The organism is Bacteroides sp. M10 (assembly GCF_014334015.1).
GTDB lineage: Bacteria > Bacteroidota > Bacteroidia > Bacteroidales > Bacteroidaceae > Bacteroides > Bacteroides intestinigallinarum.
In genome coordinates this window covers 131,494-149,107 of the sequence record NZ_CP060488.1, presented here as the reverse complement: position 1 = coordinate 149,107, position 17,614 = coordinate 131,494, and the positions used below count along the sequence as shown (strand labels likewise).

12 protein-coding genes are annotated in these 17,614 nt (G+C 42.7%); 5 read left to right on the top strand and 7 right to left on the bottom strand.

From position 1 onward, the window contains the following. Positions 1 to 3 precede the first annotated feature (3 nt). The 5 genes from H8796_RS00590 (at position 4) to H8796_RS00570 (ending at position 7,716) form a co-directional block, all read left to right on the top strand. Positions 4 to 1,608 (top strand): RagB/SusD family nutrient uptake outer membrane protein, encoded by a 1,605-nt coding sequence (locus H8796_RS00590; protein WP_117934395.1) that lies wholly within the window; start codon positions 4 to 6, stop codon positions 1,606 to 1,608. 25 nt (positions 1,609 to 1,633) lie between these two features. Next, positions 1,634 to 2,524 (top strand): hypothetical protein, encoded by an 891-nt coding sequence (locus H8796_RS00585; RefSeq protein WP_117934393.1) that lies wholly within the window; start codon positions 1,634 to 1,636, stop codon positions 2,522 to 2,524. Positions 2,525 to 2,634: 110 nt separating this feature from the next. Beyond that, positions 2,635 to 3,897: a GTPase HflX gene (hflX, locus tag H8796_RS00580; protein WP_004306522.1), complete on the top strand. Its 1,263-nt coding sequence runs from the start codon at positions 2,635 to 2,637 to the stop codon at positions 3,895 to 3,897. Between the two features lie 92 nt (positions 3,898 to 3,989). Further along, entirely contained in the window at positions 3,990 to 5,978 is a 1,989-nt protein-coding gene (locus H8796_RS00575) for a DUF4954 family protein (protein ID WP_117934391.1), read from the top strand. A 100-nt stretch (positions 5,979 to 6,078) separates the two neighbouring features. After that, on the top strand, positions 6,079 to 7,716 hold the full coding sequence (locus H8796_RS00570; RefSeq protein WP_117934389.1) for a fumarate hydratase: 1,638 nt from the start codon (positions 6,079 to 6,081) through the stop codon (positions 7,714 to 7,716). A gap of 158 nt (positions 7,717 to 7,874) precedes the next feature. Here H8796_RS00570 and pelA read toward each other — a convergent pair whose 3' ends face one another. The 7 genes from pelA to H8796_RS00535 form a co-directional block, all read right to left on the bottom strand. After that, on the bottom strand, positions 7,875 to 8,969 hold the full coding sequence (gene pelA / locus H8796_RS00565) for a pectate lyase (RefSeq protein WP_117934387.1): 1,095 nt from the start codon (positions 8,967 to 8,969) through the stop codon (positions 7,875 to 7,877). Between the two features lie 148 nt (positions 8,970 to 9,117). Beyond that, the gene (locus tag H8796_RS00560; RefSeq protein WP_117934385.1) at positions 9,118 to 10,458 is read right to left on the bottom strand and encodes a TolC family protein; all 1,341 of its coding nucleotides are present in this window, start codon (positions 10,456 to 10,458) and stop codon (positions 9,118 to 9,120) included. Further along, entirely contained in the window at positions 10,455 to 13,487 is a 3,033-nt protein-coding gene (locus tag H8796_RS00555; protein ID WP_117934384.1) for an efflux RND transporter permease subunit, read from the bottom strand. Before H8796_RS00555 ends, H8796_RS00560 begins: the two co-directional genes overlap by 4 nt. A 15-nt stretch (positions 13,488 to 13,502) precedes the next feature. Then, a complete protein-coding gene (locus H8796_RS00550) occupies positions 13,503 to 14,588 on the bottom strand; it encodes an efflux RND transporter periplasmic adaptor subunit (protein ID WP_117934382.1) in 1,086 nt (361 codons plus the stop codon). Between the two features lie 99 nt (positions 14,589 to 14,687). Then, the gene (gene rsgA / locus H8796_RS00545; RefSeq protein ID WP_117934380.1) at positions 14,688 to 15,620 is read right to left on the bottom strand and encodes a ribosome small subunit-dependent GTPase A; all 933 of its coding nucleotides are present in this window, start codon (positions 15,618 to 15,620) and stop codon (positions 14,688 to 14,690) included. A 98-nt stretch (positions 15,621 to 15,718) separates the two neighbouring features. Then, positions 15,719 to 16,279, bottom strand: coding sequence for a ribosome recycling factor (gene frr / locus H8796_RS00540; protein WP_117934378.1), 561 nt, complete (start codon positions 16,277 to 16,279; stop codon positions 15,719 to 15,721). A gap of 51 nt (positions 16,280 to 16,330) precedes the next feature. Next, entirely contained in the window at positions 16,331 to 17,242 is a 912-nt protein-coding gene (locus H8796_RS00535) for a DMT family transporter (RefSeq protein WP_117934376.1), read from the bottom strand. Positions 17,243 to 17,614 lie beyond the last annotated feature (372 nt).

Sequence of the window (17,614 nt, the reverse complement as noted above, 5' to 3'; positions counted from 1 at the left end):
AATATGAAAACAAAATATATTTTTGCTTCTCTTTTATTATCTTCTTTTGCTTTCACAGGTTGCGAAGACATGGATACATTGCCCGAAGGCAATATCGTAACTTCGAATCAGAAAGATGAGATTGGGAAGATAGACCCTACCAAGGTAGAGGCACGTGTTAATGCGATTTTTGCACAATTTAGTTTGATGACACCGAATAAAGGTGCATTACAGCTTGAACGTCATAATGACTTTGGTTATCCTAGTGTCATGTTATTTACCGATGTAAATGGTAATGATGTGGTGACTGATGATAACGGTTACAACTGGATGACAGGGGAGCTTGATTATACCGACCGTTCCCAGACATCACTCGAATGTCAGATTGTATGGAATGATATGTATGCCATCATTTATGCAGCCAATAATGTTGTCAAGGAGATTGATCCTGCTACCTCGGATGCAACAGAACAATACTTCTTGTCACAGGGATTGAGCGCACGCGCTTTCTCATATTGGGTATTGGCACAACTTTATCAATTCAACTATAAGGGTAACGAGAGCAAACCTTGTGTACCGTTGATTACTGATAAAAATATGGAAGCTGCTGCTGATAACGGTTGTCCTCGCTCTACTGTTCAAGATGTATATACACAGATTACAACAGACCTGACTACTGCTGTAGATTTGCTTAAAAAAGCAGAGAGTGCAGGAGAAGAAAGAAAGGACAAACGCTATATCAGCCTTGCCGTTGCTTATGGATTACAAGCTCGTGTTTATTTGTCTATGCATGAATATGCGCAGGCAGCTACTGCTGCAGGTAATGCAATAGAGGCTGCTGCCAATGAGGGACTTGCTCCGGCTGACATGACGGATGTCAATAAGCCTGCGTTCTGGACTGTTAGCGAAAAGAACTGGATGTGGGGTATCATTGTCAATGAAACGGATGAAATTGTATCTTCCGGTATTGTGAACTGGCCGTCTCACATGGGATCTTTGAATTTTGGATATGCAAACTTCTCCGGTGGACTTCAGATTAACAAAGATTTATATGACAAGATACCGGGCGATGATGTTAGAAAAGGCTGGTGGATCGGTGGAGACTTGAAATCTAAGAATCTATCTCCTTCCCAGCAGGCTATGGTAACAGGTTACGGTTATAAAGCTTATACTCAAGTGAAATTTGCTCCTTATAATAATGTTCTTGAGACTTCTATTAATGCGAATGATATTCCTTTGATGCGTGTTGAAGAGATGTATCTGATTAAGGCGGAAGCAGAGGCTATGTCTGGAAAAGATGGCGAGAAGACCTTGGTGGATTTTATTAAGAAATATCGTAATGAAAAATATGTAGTTAACAGCTCTGATATTCAGGAAGAAGTATTCTTGCAACGTCGTATTGAACTTTGGGGTGAGGGGTTAAACTGGTTTGATTTGATGCGTTTGAATAAAGGTGTTGACCGTCGTGGAGCAGGATTCCCGAACGATAATATGATCTTTAATATTGCTCCGACTGATCCGATTTTGTTGTGGCCTATTCCTCAAGCTGAAATTCAGGCAAACCAGGCTTTGTCAGCAGCCGATCAGAATCCAACATCAACGACTCCGAAACCTGTAGAGGATAAGTAATAATTCTATTAATAATTTGAATCATATGAAACTAAATAAGTTCTTATTACATTTATTAATCGTTCCGGCTTTGTCTTTTGTAAGCTGTAGCGACTATGAAGATACTGAAGTGACGAGCCCGCAGGCAGATGAAAATGCTTTAGGTGCAAACTTTACTGCTGCTACGACTTCAATTGTAGTACACCCGGATGAGGATACATACCAACTGACGTTGAATCGCGTGAATACAAAAGAAGCGGTATCTGTTCCTGTAACAGTAAAATCCTGCTCGGAAATTGATGGTGTGAAATTTACAGATGTACCGACTGTGTTTTTATTTGCAAAAGGTGAATCTAAAGCAACTGTGGAATTGAGACTTAGTAATAAATGCAAATTTCAGGAAGTTTATAAGTTGACACTGTCACTGGGAGAAGGAAAAGATCATCCTTATGCATCCGGAACTTCTTCAACGGTTGTATCTGTGTCTAAGGATTATGCTTGGGTAAAGATAGATCAGCCTGTTGTGCTGGAAGCTGGCTGGTATGGTGCTGGAATTTTAGCACCTCTTGAGTTTGCTTCCGACTATGAAGATGAGGATGGAAATCAATTATTCAGAATCAAAGCTCTTTATTCTGCTGCCGGAACGGCATCTACAGCTACAGGACATTTACAGTTCCTGTTGGATGAGAATTATGATGTTGCAGGTATGTTATCTGTAGGTGATGCTTATAATCCAGAGAAGATTAACACCGGTGTAGTGGATAAGACTACGAAAGCACCTTATTACATGAACGTGAAATCTGCAGAGAAAACAAGCGAAGGCGCGTACGTCTTTACTTATGATGTCTTCTATTATGAGAATAACGTTGCGAAAAACAAAGTGGAAGGTGTAACGGCAACTCTCGATTATGATATAGCAGGTGCAATGGAAGAATAATATAGGATATTTTAAATCCTGAATGATACGAAAAAGAGGACAATAAAACATTGTCCTCTTTTTTTTTGTTATATTTGCGCCCACATTATTATATATAATAAAAGTAAAGAATGAAAGAATTTGTAATATCCGAAGCCAAAGTAGAAACAGCAGTGCTTGTAGGACTCATCACACAAACGCAGGATGAGCGTAAGACAAACGAGTATCTGGATGAATTGGCTTTCCTTGCCGAGACGGCTGGGGCGGAAGTAGTGAAACGATTTACACAGAAGTTGCCGACGGCCAACTCTGTGACTTATGTTGGAAAAGGAAAGTTGGAAGAAATCAGACAATATATCCATGACGAAGAGGAAGCAGAACGTGAAGTAGGAATGGTCATCTTTGATGACGAACTTTCTGCGAAACAGATTCGTAATATTGAAGCTGAACTGAAAGTGAAGATACTGGACCGTACTTCACTGATTCTTGATATATTTGCCATGCGTGCACAGACTGCGAATGCGAAGACACAGGTAGAACTGGCACAGTATAAATATATGTTGCCACGTTTGCAGCGACTCTGGACTCACTTGGAACGCCAGGGAGGTGGTTCCGGTGCCGGTGGTGGTAAAGGTTCCGTGGGACTTCGTGGTCCGGGTGAAACACAGCTCGAGATGGACCGTCGTATCATCCTGAACCGTATGTCATTGCTGAAAGAACGTCTGGCAGACATTGACAAACAGAAAGCTACCCAGCGTAAGAATCGCGGACGTATGATACGTGTTGCACTGGTTGGTTACACCAATGTGGGAAAATCAACCATGATGAACCTTCTCTCAAAGAGCGAAGTGTTTGCAGAAAACAAACTGTTCGCAACGTTGGATACCACTGTACGCAAAGTGATTATCGATAATCTACCGTTCCTGTTGTCGGATACGGTAGGGTTTATTCGTAAGTTGCCTACCGATCTGGTAGAATCTTTCAAATCAACATTGGATGAGGTGCGTGAAGCGGATCTGCTTGTACACGTAGTCGATATTTCCCACCCCGGATTTGAGGAACAGATTGAAGTGGTGAACAAAACACTGGCAGAGATTGGTGGCAGTGGCAAACCCATGATACTTGTATTTAACAAAATAGACGCTTACACCTACGTGGAGAAAGCGCCGGACGACCTTACCCCCCGAACAAAGGAAAACTTAACACTCGAAGAACTGATGAAGACGTGGATGGCAAAGATGGAGGACAACTGTCTCTTTATTTCCGCCCGCGAACGAATCAATATAGACGAACTGAAAAATGTAGTTTATCAGCGAGTGAAAGAATTACACGTTCAGAAATATCCCTATAACGATTTTCTTTATCAGACCTACGAAGAAGAAGAGGAAGAATAATCAATATGTCAAGCTGCGGATGTACCAATTTCTATGCAACACGCGTAGCCAATTGATACATCGGCATATGGGCACGTTAACACATTATTATAATGAAAGACTATCGTAGATTGACTGAAGATGAGGTACTTCAGTTGAAGAGCCAGTCGTGTCTGGCCGATGATTGGGGAAATGTATCAGTGGCAGAGGGCTTTAATTGTGAATACGTCCATCATACCCGTTTCTCGGGTGAAGTGAAACTGGGGGTATTCGAAGCAGAATTTACATTGCCGGGGGGCATTAAGAAACATTCGGGATTGCGTCATGTGACGTTGCATAATGTATCGGTGGGCGATAACTGTTGTATTGAGAATATCCAGAACTATATTGCTAATTATGAGATTGGTAGTGACACCTTCATTGAGAATGTAGATATAATCTTAGTGGATCGGTTGAGCACTTTCGGCAATGGAGTGGAAGTGGCTGTCTTGAATGAAACAGGAGGCCGTGAGGTGTTGATGAACGATAAACTGTCTGCGCACCAGGCATATATACTTGCACTGTACCGCCACCGTCCCGAACTGATTAACCGCATGAAATCTATTGCGGATTACTATTCCAACAAACATGCTTCTGCTGTCGGCAGTATTGGCAATCATGTGATGATTCTTAATACGGGCTCGATCAAGAATGTCCGGATTGGCGATTACTGCCATATCTGTGGGACTTGCCGCTTATCCAATGGTAGCGTCAATAGTAACGTGACGGCGCCTGTACATATCGGACATGGGGTAATTTGTGATGACTTTATCATCTCTTCCGGCTCTAAAGTGGATGACGGCACGATGTTGACTCGTTGTTTCGTCGGACAATCCTGTAAGCTGGGACACAATTATTCTGCTTCCGATTCTTTATTCTTCAGTAATTGTCAGGGAGAGAACGGTGAGGCATGTGCTATTTTTGCAGGTCCTTTCACAGTGACACACCATAAATCTACTTTGTTGATTGCCGGTATGTTCTCGTTTATGAATGCAGGTTCAGGGTCCAATCAGAGCAATCACATGTATAAGTTAGGTCCTATCCATCAGGGAACGATGGAGAGAGGAGCGAAGACCACTTCCGATTCATATATCCTGTGGCCGGCACGTGTCGGGGCTTTCTCTTTGGTAATGGGACGTCATGTTAATCATGCCGATACTTCCAATCTTCCTTTCTCTTACCTGATAGAGCAGCGGAATACCACTTATCTGGTTCCGGGAGTTAATTTGAGAAGTGTAGGTACTATCCGTGACGCACAGAAATGGCCGAAGCGTGATAAACGAAAAGATCCGAACCGGCTGGATTATATCAATTATAACCTGTTGAGTCCTTATACCATTCAGAAAATGTTTAAAGGACGTTCCATTTTGAAAGAACTGAGACGTGTATCCGGTGAAACTTCAGAAATTTACTCCTACCAGAGTGCTAAAATCAAGAACTCCTCTCTGAACAACGGAATTCGTTTTTATGAAATCGCCATTCACAAGTTCTTGGGGAACTCCATCATTAAACGATTGGAAGGCATTAATTTCCAAAGCAATGAAGAAATCCGTCAACGACTGAAACCTGATACGGAAATCGGACTTGGCGAATGGGTGGATGTTTCCGGACTGATTGCTCCCAAGAGTGAGATCGACCGATTGCTGGATGGTATTGAGAAAGGAACGGTCAACCGTTTGAAATCCATCAATGCAAGCTTTGCAGAAATGCACGAGAATTATTATACCTATGAATGGACATGGGCTTATCATAAGATTCAGGAATTCTACGGCCTGAATCCGGAAACGATTACAGCACAAGATATCATCGGTATCGTGAAAGCGTGGCAGCAAGCTGTTGTCGGATTGGATAAGATGGTATATGAGGATGCCAAGAAAGAATTTTCGTTGTCTTCCATGACCGGATTTGGTGCTGACGGCTCCCACGACGAAATGAAGCAGGATTTTGAGCAAGTACGCGGTGATTTCGAAAGCAATACCTTTGTGACTGCCGTCTTGAAACATATTGAAGATAAAACAGCTCTTGGAAACGAGCTTATCAAGCGAATCGAAATGATTGAATAACGCTACAATGTTTTATTTCTCAATTTTTAATATTAAATTTTTAATTTATATACTACCTTTGCCACACTAACTAACAATTACGTAATAAAATAAGAAACTTATGGCAACACCTCCGTTTAAGTATCAGCCCATGTTTGAGAAGGGAAAAGATACAACTGAGTATTATCTGCTTACAAAAGACTATGTATCAGTAAGCGAGTTTGAACGAAATCCCATCCTGAAAATTGAGAAAGAAGGTTTGACTGCGATGGCTAATGCAGCTTTTCGTGATGTATCATTCATGCTTCGTCGTTCGCACAACGAACAAGTTGCTAAGATTCTGAGTGATCCGGAAGCAAGTGAAAACGATAAGTATGTGGCACTGACTTTCCTGCGTAACGCGGAAGTTGCTTCAAAAGGTGTACTTCCTTTCTGTCAGGACACTGGTACTGCTATTATCCACGGTGAAAAAGGACAACAAGTATGGACTGGATATTCTGACGAAGAAGCTCTTTCACTGGGTGTATATAAAACATATACTGAAGAGAACCTGCGTTACTCACAGAATGCGCCTCTGAATATGTACGATGAGGTAAATACTAAATGTAACCTTCCTGCACAGATTGACATCGAAGCTACCGAAGGCATGGAATATGAATTCCTTTGCGTAACAAAAGGAGGTGGATCTGCCAACAAGACATATTTGTATCAGGAAACAAAAGCAATCCTGAATCCCGGTACATTGGTTCCGTTCCTGGTTGAAAAGATGAAAACATTGGGAACAGCCGCTTGTCCTCCTTATCATATTGCTTTCGTTATCGGTGGTACTTCTGCTGAAAAGAACCTGTTGACAGTGAAGCTGGCTTCTACTCATTTCTATGATAATTTGCCTACTACCGGAAACGAATATGGCCGTGCATTCCGCGACATCGAACTGGAAAAAGAAGTTTTGGCAGAAGCTCACAAAATTGGATTGGGTGCGCAATTCGGAGGTAAATATCTTGCTCATGACGTACGTATCATCCGTTTGCCTCGTCACGGTGCTTCTTGTCCGGTAGGTTTGGGAGTATCTTGTTCTGCCGACCGTAACATCAAATGTAAAATCAATAAGGAAGGTATCTGGATTGAGAAACTAGATTCAAATCCGGGCGAACTTATTCCTGTAGAACTGCGTCAGGCAGGTGAAGGTGATGTAGTAAAGATCGACCTGAACCGTCCGATGCCGGAAATTCTGAAAGAACTGACTAAATATCCGGTAGCTACCCGTCTGTCATTGAACGGAACGATCATCGTAGGTCGTGACATCGCCCATGCTAAACTGAAAGAACGTTTGGATCGCGGCGAAGACTTGCCACAATATATTAAGGATCATCCTATTTATTATGCAGGTCCGGCAAAAACTCCGGAAGGCATGGCTTGTGGTTCTATGGGTCCTACTACTGCAGGACGTATGGACTCTTATGTAGAACTGTTCCAAAGTCATGGCGGCAGCATGGTCATGTTGGCAAAAGGTAACCGTAGCCAGCAAGTGACAGATGCTTGTAAGAAATATGGTGGTTTCTACCTTGGTTCTATCGGAGGTCCGGCAGCTATCCTTGCACAGAATAACATTAAGAGCATCGAGTGTGTGGAATATCCGGAATTGGGTATGGAAGCTATCTGGAAGATTGAAGTAGAAAACTTCCCTGCATTTATTCTGGTAGATGATAAGGGTAACGACTTCTTCAAGCAGTTGAAACCGTGGAATTGCACTAAATAATCGGTTTACTCCGTTTATATAAGGCCTTGAAAAGAGGCTGTAAAAGCCTTTAATTAAAAATCCCCTCATTACAATCATGTAGCGAGGGGATTTCTTATTTTAAGGACTTTCAGGATATTTGCTTTTGCAGGGTAAATATCAGCCTTTGATTATTTATGTTATTTATTCTGTTCTTTCTTCCATTTCTCGTATCTTTTCAGCACCTTGCTTCCATCTTTGTTATACCAACTATAACCATTCCGGCGTTCGTGTCCTATTTCCGAGATATCATATTTTTTAATACCGTCACGGTCACAAAAGAAAGGCCGGTTGGTTTCCAGTTCATAAAAGCGGGCCCAGAGAGTAGGGCAGTCTTCACAAGGAATCATGCGATAGTCTTTTTTCCCTTCGCTGTTAGTGAAATATTCTTTCTGTAGCCCTTTGATTTCAGACTTTTGGAACCATTTGATAGCTCCTTCTATCGATTTTACAATTTCTGCAGATGGATCGGGGAGTGACATAAGTAATAATATAATGTTGTCTGACTCTTGTCCGCTTAATGACGGAAGTTCGTAAGCGCGTGCTTTGCATGGTTCCAGGGTGACGCGGTCGTGTTGCGCACACCATACCGTTAGCTCCCCGTTTTGGCGCACTTGTGTTTTGAGTATACACTCTATACCTTTATTGAATGCATTACGCGCTTGTTCACAGATGTTGTCAGGAAGGAAAGTGTAAGGGGCTTTCTTTTCATATATTCCCCGGAGTTGATTCATCACTCTTACCATGGCGTTGTCATTGTAGGTGATTTGTACGTAATAACCTTTGGGGCGTGGATAGAATTGAGGCCATCCACCATTTTCATATTGCGCTTTGAGCAGATATTGGATACCGCTCAAAACTCCTTCTTTATATTTTTCTTTTTGAGTGGCCAGGTAAAGCCGTGCCAGATATTCAATTTCCGTAGTAGTGGCGTTGTTGTCGATTGTGCTTTGGTTGGTATCCTCTTTGGCTTTTAGTGCCGCTTTATATTCCTGTTCTGTCAGTTCTGCCGGCATATAGATATTTTTGGGCCAGCCTCCGGTGATTTGCTGATACAGTAACACGTTGTCACCGATGCGTTGGGCTTCTTCCGTCTTGAAGAAATCGTCGTCAAATTTAGGAGCGATGTGTACCCATTCTTTGTAATTTTGTTGTTTTCTGTAGTCTGTTGCTTTTTGGGCTGAGGCGTTTGTCAGGATAAAAAGTAGCAGTAAGAAAAGACCTGGTTTTCTCATGGCTTTATTATTTAATGTTTTATAGTATGCAAATGTATGAAGAAAGAAAAATACTGATATGTAATAACTGTTTTTTATAGAGTAAAAATTGGGTTAACCTTCCCGATAAGAAGATTAACCCAATAAAAAATAAATGGAAACTACTTCCTTATTCCAGATACTTCGTAACCTTTCCGCTTATTTGCAACAAGGATATTTCGCAGAGCTTCGTATTGTATTCTGCAGAAAGAATCCGCTCCTCTGCATCTAACAAGCTCTTTTGTGCCTCGCGTACTTCAAAACCGGAAAGGTCTCCCTGTATATAGCGATCCATGGCAATCTCATGGTTATCTTTGGCGGTTATCAGATTCTGGCGTTCCAGATTCAGCAACTGGAGGTTGTTGCGATAGGCTTGCCACAGGTTGCTAAGATCGGAGCGGAGTGCCAATTCCAGGTCTTGTCGTTCCAGGCGGCGATTTTTGAAAGCCAGACTTGCATTTCTCTTCTCACGGCGGCGATTACCATCGAATATGTTAAACCCTACCGTTATTCCGGCATTGAATCCTAAATCGCCTCTTCTGCTGTTCGCATTGATGTCATACTTATTAAAGGTATATCCATATCCGGTATTTAGTTTGAGGTATGGATAGTTGCGCGAATTTATTTTTTTATAGTCCAGTTGTGCGAGTGTAGTATTCTGGTCGGCTTTTAACAGAGAAGCATTAATGCTTAATGTCGAATTCCATAAATCTTCAAACTTCAGGTCACTGTGTACATCAATTGTAGAATCTTTGATAATGATATTCTGATTGACGTTGTTATTCGCCATTAACTCATTCAGTTGGATACGTGAAGAGTGCAGAAGTTCCTGTTGCTTGATGTATTGGGCACTGTCTGCATTGAAGTCCACTTTTGCTTGCTGATAGTCCAGTCCCGAGAATTTACCAACCAGGTGGCTTGCTTCTGCAATACGTAAGCGTTCTTTGGAGAGAGACATTGCATAGCGGAAGTTTGCCAGACGTATTTTCTGCTGGATATAGTTATAATATTCGGAAGTCAGGGCGGCAATAAAGTCCTCGATAGCAATACGGGTATTTGTTTCACCCTGACGCTCCAGTTCTTTCAACTGTTTGTATGTAGTACTAATATTGAATCCGTCGAAAATAGTCCAGTTGAGGTTAAGACCGACGTTAACCGTCTGATCGTAAACTCCGTTGTGCTTTGTTATTTCTCCGGTAGCACGGGCTTTGGTTTCAATATTGTCCAGGTTTCCGGTATATCCGGCAGAGAAGTCCAGTGTAGGCAGATAACCCGCATTTCCCAGCGTTGCATTGTTCTTACTGATCTGCTCTTCATTATGGACGATACGCAAAGAGTAATTGTTTTGTAATCCTTCTTCCAGACAATCCTTTAAAGTGAGGACCTGTGCCTTAGCAAAAGAGACTGATAAGAAGGCACATGCAATGGTTATATAGGTGATTCGTTTCATGCAAATTCCTTTCTGTTTCATTCTTTTAGTTTTTTTATTCGGTTTGTCGAAATGTAACTGTAAATAGCCGGTACAATATACATCGTAAGCAGAGTAGATACTACCATACCGCCCACTACTGCCGTACCCATGGCGATACGCTGGTTACAACCTTCTCCGGTAGCGAATGCCAGCGGGATAAGTCCCAAAACCGTAGAGGCGCTTGTCATCAGAATCGGACGGAGACGTTGCAGGGCCGATTCTTTAATCGCACTCATTTTATCTTCTCCGGCTTCCTGTTTCTGGTTGGCAAACTCTACAATCAGGATACCGTTCTTCGCCACCAGACCGATCAGCATGATAATACCGATCTGACTGAAAATATTCATCGTAATATCCCCGAAATACATGAAAACCAAAGCTCCGGCAATAGCCAGCGGCACTGTCAACATGATAATCAGCGGATCTTTGAAACTTTCGAACTGGGCTGCCAGAATCAGGTAAATCAAGAGAATAGCCAGGATAAAGGCGAACATCAGACTGGAAGAACTTTCCCGATATTCCTTCGAGTCTCCTGCCAGGGCGGTGCGGAAAGTATCGTCCAATGTTTCCTTGGCAATTTTATCCATCTCGTCCAAACCTTGTCCGATTGTTTTCCCATCCGCCAATCCTGCAGAAACCGTAGCTGACACAAAACGGTTATACCGATACAACTTTGGAGGAGCAATACCGCTTTCCAACTCAATCAAGTTATCCAACTGAATCATATCCCCATTGCTGCTACGAACGTAAATCGCTTTCAAATCGGCCGGCTTGTTTCGTTGCTGGCGATTGATTTCACCAAGAATTTCATATTGCTTGCCGTTCATATAGAAATATCCCATACGCTGACCACTCAATCCATATTGCAATGTCTGGGCAATGTTTCTGGTACTGACTCCCATGATACTGGACTTGTCACGGTTGATTTGTATGCGTGCCTCGGGTTTGCTGAATTTCAGATCGACGTCTGCCATTTGGAAAACAGGATTTTCGTAAACTTTAGCCATGAATTTGGGCAACACTTCTTCCAGTTTCTCCAGGTTGGTAGCTTGAAGTACATACTGAACAGGCATACTTCCGCGACGTCCGCCGAAAGAAGATTGCTGTTGCACGAATGAACGGGCCATCGTCTTCTTTTGTACAGCTTTCGATATTTTCTCTGCAACGTCCATCTGTGTATAACTACGGTCGCCCATATCTTTCAGCGTGATACGTACGTTTCCGCTACCGCTCGACACGCGGGCGGTGACTGCTTCTGCATCCGGAAGAATGGAATCTACCAACTGATTGATATCTTCTGTATAGTCCCGGATATATTCGTAAGTCACCCCCTCTGCACCTCGTGTGCTGATGCTGATTTGTGAACGGTCTTCAAGAGGCGCCATTTCAGAGGGAACAACATTCCACAGAATACCGATCAGGCAAATAGTGATGAAAGTAAATGGGAGAGCGATCCAGCGTTTGCTAAGGAAAGCGGCAAGTGACCGGCTGTATAGCCGGTTCATTCCTTCAAAGAACGGTTCTGTCTTGGCATAGAACCAACTCTGTTTTTCCCGTTTTATGAGTAACTTCGTAGCCAGCATCGGTGTGAAAGTCAATGCAGCAAACGAAGAAATTATTACCGAACCGGAAATGACGATACTGAACTCACGGAACAATCGTCCCGTCATTCCGTCCATAAAGACGATCGGGAAGAATACCGCTACCAGTGTAATCGTTGTTGAAATAACGGCAAAGAAAATTTCTTTGGCTCCTTCTATTCCCGCTTCTTTCGGGGCCATTCCTTTCTCAATACGGATATAGATATTTTCCGTCATAACGATGGCGTCATCTACCACCAGTCCCACCGATAGTACGATAGCGAGCATGGAAAGCACATTGATGGAGAATCCGGCCAGATACATGACGAAGAATGCACCGATCAGGGAGACAGGAATTACGATACAAGGCACCAATGTGACACGCCAGTCACGCAGGAAGAGGAAGATAATGATGATTACGAGTATAAAAGCCTCATACACCGTTGACTTTACCTCATTGATAGACGCACGGATAAACTTGGTGTTATCAAAACCGTAGTTATAGTGTACGTCTTCCGGCAAGTCCTTTTTCATCTGCTCCATACGCTGGTATACAGCATTTGCGATCTCAATATGATTGGCTCCCGGCTGTGGAATGACTACGACGCCCACCATCGGAACACCGTTCATCTTCATATAACTCTTGATGTCGGCAGGTCCCAGTTCGGCACGTCCGATATCACTGAAACGGACAATACGGTTATTCTCTTCTTTGATAATCAAATCATTGAATTCATCTGCGGTATGCATCAATCCCAGTGTACGGATAGTCAGCTCGGTGGTGTTTCCTTCAATACTACCGGAAGGAAGTTCCACATTCTCATTGTCTACTGCATTTTTAACGTCGATAGGAGTAATGCCATAACCGGCCATTTTAACCGGGTCGAGCCAGAGACGCATGGAGTAACGTTTCTCTCCCCAGATAGATACACTACTTACATCAGAAATAGTCTGTAACTGTTCTTTTACTGTCAAGTCCGCTATTTCACTTAACTCCAACAGGGAACGTTTGTCACTCTGAAGGGCAACCATCAGGATGGGCATGGCGTCCGCGTCCGCTTTTGAAACAGTCGGAGGGTCGCAGTCGCGAGGCAGATAACGTTGGGCACGTGAAACCTTGTCGCGTACGTCGTTGGCTGCTGTTTCCAGATCGACAGACAACTCAAATTCTACTGTAATACGGCTTTGTCCCTGTTGGCTCACACTGGACAAAGAACGGATACCGGGAATACCGTTGATATTCTGTTCCAACGGTTCGGTTATCTGGTTTTCGATAACATCGGCATTAGCTCCCGGATAAGAGCAACTGACAGAAATGATCGGATTATCCACTGACGGATATTCGCGGACACCCAGATAGTTGTATCCGATGAATCCGAAAAGGAGGATAATGATCGTTAATACTGTGGCTAATACCGGGCGACGTATACTTAATTCGGATATATTCATAGGGCGCTGGTATTATTAATCAATATTGTCAAGTGTGACTGCAAGTCCGGTGCGGAGCTGTAGTGTTCCTGAAGTAATGATTGTATCTCCTATGTGCAGCCCTCTTATAGCCTGTACTTCAGATGCCGTGCGGATGCCGGTAATAATATCTACCGGTTCGGCTTTTCCTGATTTATACAGATAGACTTTATCCTTACCCATTTCCGGCACGATTGCTTCTGTAGGGATGGCTATTGCATTAGGAATTTCTTCCTTTTTCAATAATACGCTTGCGTAACGGCCGGGAAGTAAGGTATGATGAACATTCGGGTATAATGCACGAGCGGTAAATTGATGCAGATTCGGGTCGATAGCCGATTCTACAGCGTATACTTGTGCACCGAAAGCATCCAACGTTCCTTCCACACTGAAGTTGAGGTTAGTTCCCTTCTTGATTTGCTTGGCATAACGTTCCGGTACGGAGAATTCCACTTTCAATGGAGCGATTTTGGTCAGTTTGGCAACCACGGTAGTTGGAGAAGCATACGTACCGACACTGACTTGTCGAAGTCCGATAATTCCGTCAAACGGAGCACGAAGTTCAGTCAGTTCGATATTGGTTTTTATAATTTCTATGTCGGCGTTCAGGGTAGCTAAATCCGTCTTAACCTGTTCGTAGGCTTCTTTACTGACAGCATCCCGTTTCAACAAAGCGTCCTGACGGAATACACGGTCTTCTGCCAGTTTCAATTGTGAAACCAATCTTTGCAATTGCGCCTGCAACTGTCGGTCGTTTACCTTGGCTAGTAATTGACCTTTCTTTACGGGCGTTCCTTCTTCGAAGTTGATTTCTACAATCTTTCCCGACGTTTCGAAAGATAAATCCACTTCTTCATCGGGCAGAAGCACACCGGTAGTGGTAAACTCATCTGTCAGGGATTGCGGTTTTATGACCTTGGCATTTACATTTAGTACTTGTTTTCCTCTTTTCTGATTGCCACTCATTACTTTGTCGGCGGCTGCTAGTTCGTCGTTTTTTTTCGGTAATTGTGAGTAGATTCCTCCACCGATGATTCCGGCACCAACAAGAATAATGATGCCCCACTTAGTCTTCTTATTCATGGTTTAGTATTGTATATAGCGATTATATTATATGTCATCAAAGATTAGACTTCTCCCAGAGGGAAAGGTTTAAAGAAGAAAAAAGTAAAAAAGAGTTAATCAGTAGGCAGCCCGGTATTTCCCTTCCTCTTTATCTTCCAACATATTTAGATAAGAGGTGTAGCGGGATTCGCTGATGAGATGTTCTTCTACTGCTTTGCGTACGGCACATCCCGGTTCATGACGGTGGGTGCAGTTGCCATATTTGCAGTCGGCAGAAATTTTGAATATTTCAGGAAAATAGTGTCCGATCTCTTCTTCCTCCATATCGAATGTGCCGAAGCCTTTGATGCCCGGAGTGTCGATAATATACCCGTTTCCTTCTACGGGAAACATCTCGGAGAAAGTGGTGGTATGCATTCCTTTGTTATGGTAAGAAGAAATCTCGCCGGTTCTGGTTTCTATGCCCGGCAGTATGGAATTGATAAGAGTTGATTTGCCGACTCCCGAATGCCCGGAGAATAAGGTAATTTTTCCTTCCAACGCTTTTTTGATTTCCTCCACTCCATTGCCGTTTTTTGCGGAAACTTTGAAGCAGGGATAACCGATCTGTGTATATAAGTTGATGAGTGCGTCCAGATAGCGGAGTTCGTCCTCGTCGTAAGCATCTACCTTATTAAATACCAATTTGACGGGAACGCGATAGGCCTCTGCGGATGCGAGGAATCGATCAATGAAAATAGTGGAAGTTTCGGGATAATTGATCGTTACCACCAGCATACACTGATCGAGATTGGCGGCAAGGATGTGGGATTGTTTGGAAAGATTGGAAGAACGTCGAACGATGTAGTTCTTTCTATCTTCTATTTCGCTGATAAAAGCAGTGCCTTCCTGATTAAGTATAATCTGAACACGATCGCCCACTGCTACAGGATTAGTGCTGCGAATCCCTTTCAGTCGGAAATTACCTTTGATTTTACATTCGATAGATTGTCCGTCATCGGTTTTCACCTGATACCAACTACCCGTGTTTTTGATTACTAATCCCTTCATAAATTGAGGTTGAGAATTGAGAATTAAAAAATGAGAATGAACAGTGACATGTAGTATACTGCACTTTATTTCTCAATTTTTAATTCTCAATTTTCAATTTAAACAGTCATAATTTCTTTATCCTTTTCAGTCAGCATATCATCGATTTGCTTGATATACTTATCATGGATTTTTTGCAGTTTGGCTTCCGCATTTTTCTGTTCGTCTTCTGCCAATCCGTCTTTTACAGCTTTCTTCAGTGCGTCGATACCGTCACGACGAGCGTTACGTACACTCACTTTAGCCGTTTCACCTTCTCCCTTACACTGTTTTGCCAGTTGTTTACGACGTTCTTCCGTCAAAGGAGGAATACCGATACGGATCATTTCACCATTGTTTTCGGGCATGATACCGAGGTCAGAGTCGATGATTGCTTTTTCGATGACACGGAACATGCTTTTATCCCACGGCTTGATTACGATACTGCGGGCGTCCGGAGTAGTAATTGCTGCTACATTGCTGATAGGCACCATACTTCCGTAAGAATCTACGCGGATACCATCTAATAAGCGGGCACTCGCTTTTCCAGCGCGGATATGTGCCAGTGCTTCTTCCAGATACATGATGGCCATATCCATTTTTTCTTGTGCATTGTCAAGGCAAGTCTTTACGTCTACCATATTTTTTGAGATTTAAAATTGCATTTTGATTGATTAAGTAGCAAAAGTATATTATTTTTTGTTCATCTGCAACAGCATTCCCATCTTTTTTATGAGTGACTTACCGATGATAATCAAGGTAACAGCGGTGATAATCATTAAAATACCTACCATTAACCGGGGAGTCAGTTTTTCGTGAAACAGGAGAACACCGAAAAATAGAGCTGTCACCGGTTCGAGGGCACCCAATATGGCTGTTGGGGTAGAGCCTATATAATGGATGGCGAGTGCGGTGCAGATCAGTGATACGGCAGTTGGCAGAATGGCCAGTGTCAATGCATCGGCCCAGAGCCAGACTGACGGTATTATTTGCAGTTCCGTACAAAAATTTAAACGGACGATATAAACCGATAGTCCGAACAAAATGGCGTAGAATGTGAGCTTGGTGGTCGGCAGGTTTTTCAGTGTCGAACGGTTCACACCTACTATATATATAGCATAAGAGAGTGAGGACAGCAGAACAAAGATAATTCCCAAAGTCGACAGCGGTTTGTTTCCGTCTCCCTGATAGAGCAAGGCGATACCAGAAAGTGCCAGCAGGATGGAAAAGACGGTAATTGCAGAAATTTTTTCTTTGAAGAATATCCCCATAATGACAGCTACCATCACCGGATAGACAAAGAGAATGGTAGAAGCAATACCGGCATCCATGTAATTATAGCTCATAAACAAAAGTAGTGATGAAAAAGAGAATAGTAATCCCATAATGACTAAGGGCAAGACGTCTGCTTTGTGAAGCGCAAAGGATTGATGCTGCATTTTCATCAGAATACCCAGCACGATTGCGGCAAAGAAATAACGGTAGAATAAAACGGTATCGACACTCATTCCGGCTGCATAGAGCGGAAGTGCAAAAAGAGGATTCATACCGTAGCTGGCAGCGGCAATCGCTCCATAGATAAAACCTTTGGTTTTGTTGGTCATTGTTCTATTTTTTATTGGCGTGCAAAAGTACGCAGTTCACCAATGATAAACAAGCGTTTAGGCGGTTGATAGTATAATTTAATCTTTCGTATGCTAAAAACTATTTCTTAGTAAAGAGGAAACTAATCTTGTTTATGCATAAAATTAATCGTCTGACTATAGTTAAACTTGCGTCTGACTACTGTTGAACTTTCGTCTGACTATAGTCAGACGAAAAAGAATCTATAGTCAGACGATTAATTTTATTCGATCGGGAGATTAGTTATACGTAGTCCGAGGGATAATTAACAGGCAATAGTCAATCAGGTTTTTGCATAAACACTTGCATATATCTTGGATTTTCCCGAATATTGTATCCGAATTATCGAAAAA

Bases quoted from the DNA above. Each gene is read 5' to 3' on its own strand.
- H8796_RS00590 (WP_117934395.1), top strand. From the start codon at position 4: ATGAAAACAAAATATATTTTTGCTTCTCTTTTATTATCTTCTTTTGCT.
- H8796_RS00585 (WP_117934393.1), top strand. From the start codon at position 1,634: ATGAAACTAAATAAGTTCTTATTACATTTATTAATCGTTCCGGCTTTG.
- hflX (WP_004306522.1), top strand. From the start codon at position 2,635: ATGAAAGAATTTGTAATATCCGAAGCCAAAGTAGAAACAGCAGTGCTT.
- H8796_RS00575 (WP_117934391.1), top strand. From the start codon at position 3,990: ATGAAAGACTATCGTAGATTGACTGAAGATGAGGTACTTCAGTTGAAG.
- H8796_RS00570 (WP_117934389.1), top strand. From the start codon at position 6,079: ATGGCAACACCTCCGTTTAAGTATCAGCCCATGTTTGAGAAGGGAAAA.
- pelA (WP_117934387.1), bottom strand. From the start codon at position 8,969: ATGAGAAAACCAGGTCTTTTCTTACTGCTACTTTTTATCCTGACAAAC.
- H8796_RS00560 (WP_117934385.1), bottom strand. From the start codon at position 10,458: ATGAAACAGAAAGGAATTTGCATGAAACGAATCACCTATATAACCATT.
- H8796_RS00555 (WP_117934384.1), bottom strand. From the start codon at position 13,487: ATGAATATATCCGAATTAAGTATACGTCGCCCGGTATTAGCCACAGTA.
- H8796_RS00550 (WP_117934382.1), bottom strand. From the start codon at position 14,588: ATGAATAAGAAGACTAAGTGGGGCATCATTATTCTTGTTGGTGCCGGA.
- rsgA (WP_117934380.1), bottom strand. From the start codon at position 15,620: ATGAAGGGATTAGTAATCAAAAACACGGGTAGTTGGTATCAGGTGAAA.
- frr (WP_117934378.1), bottom strand. From the start codon at position 16,279: ATGGTAGACGTAAAGACTTGCCTTGACAATGCACAAGAAAAAATGGAT.
- H8796_RS00535 (WP_117934376.1), bottom strand. From the start codon at position 17,242: ATGACCAACAAAACCAAAGGTTTTATCTATGGAGCGATTGCCGCTGCC.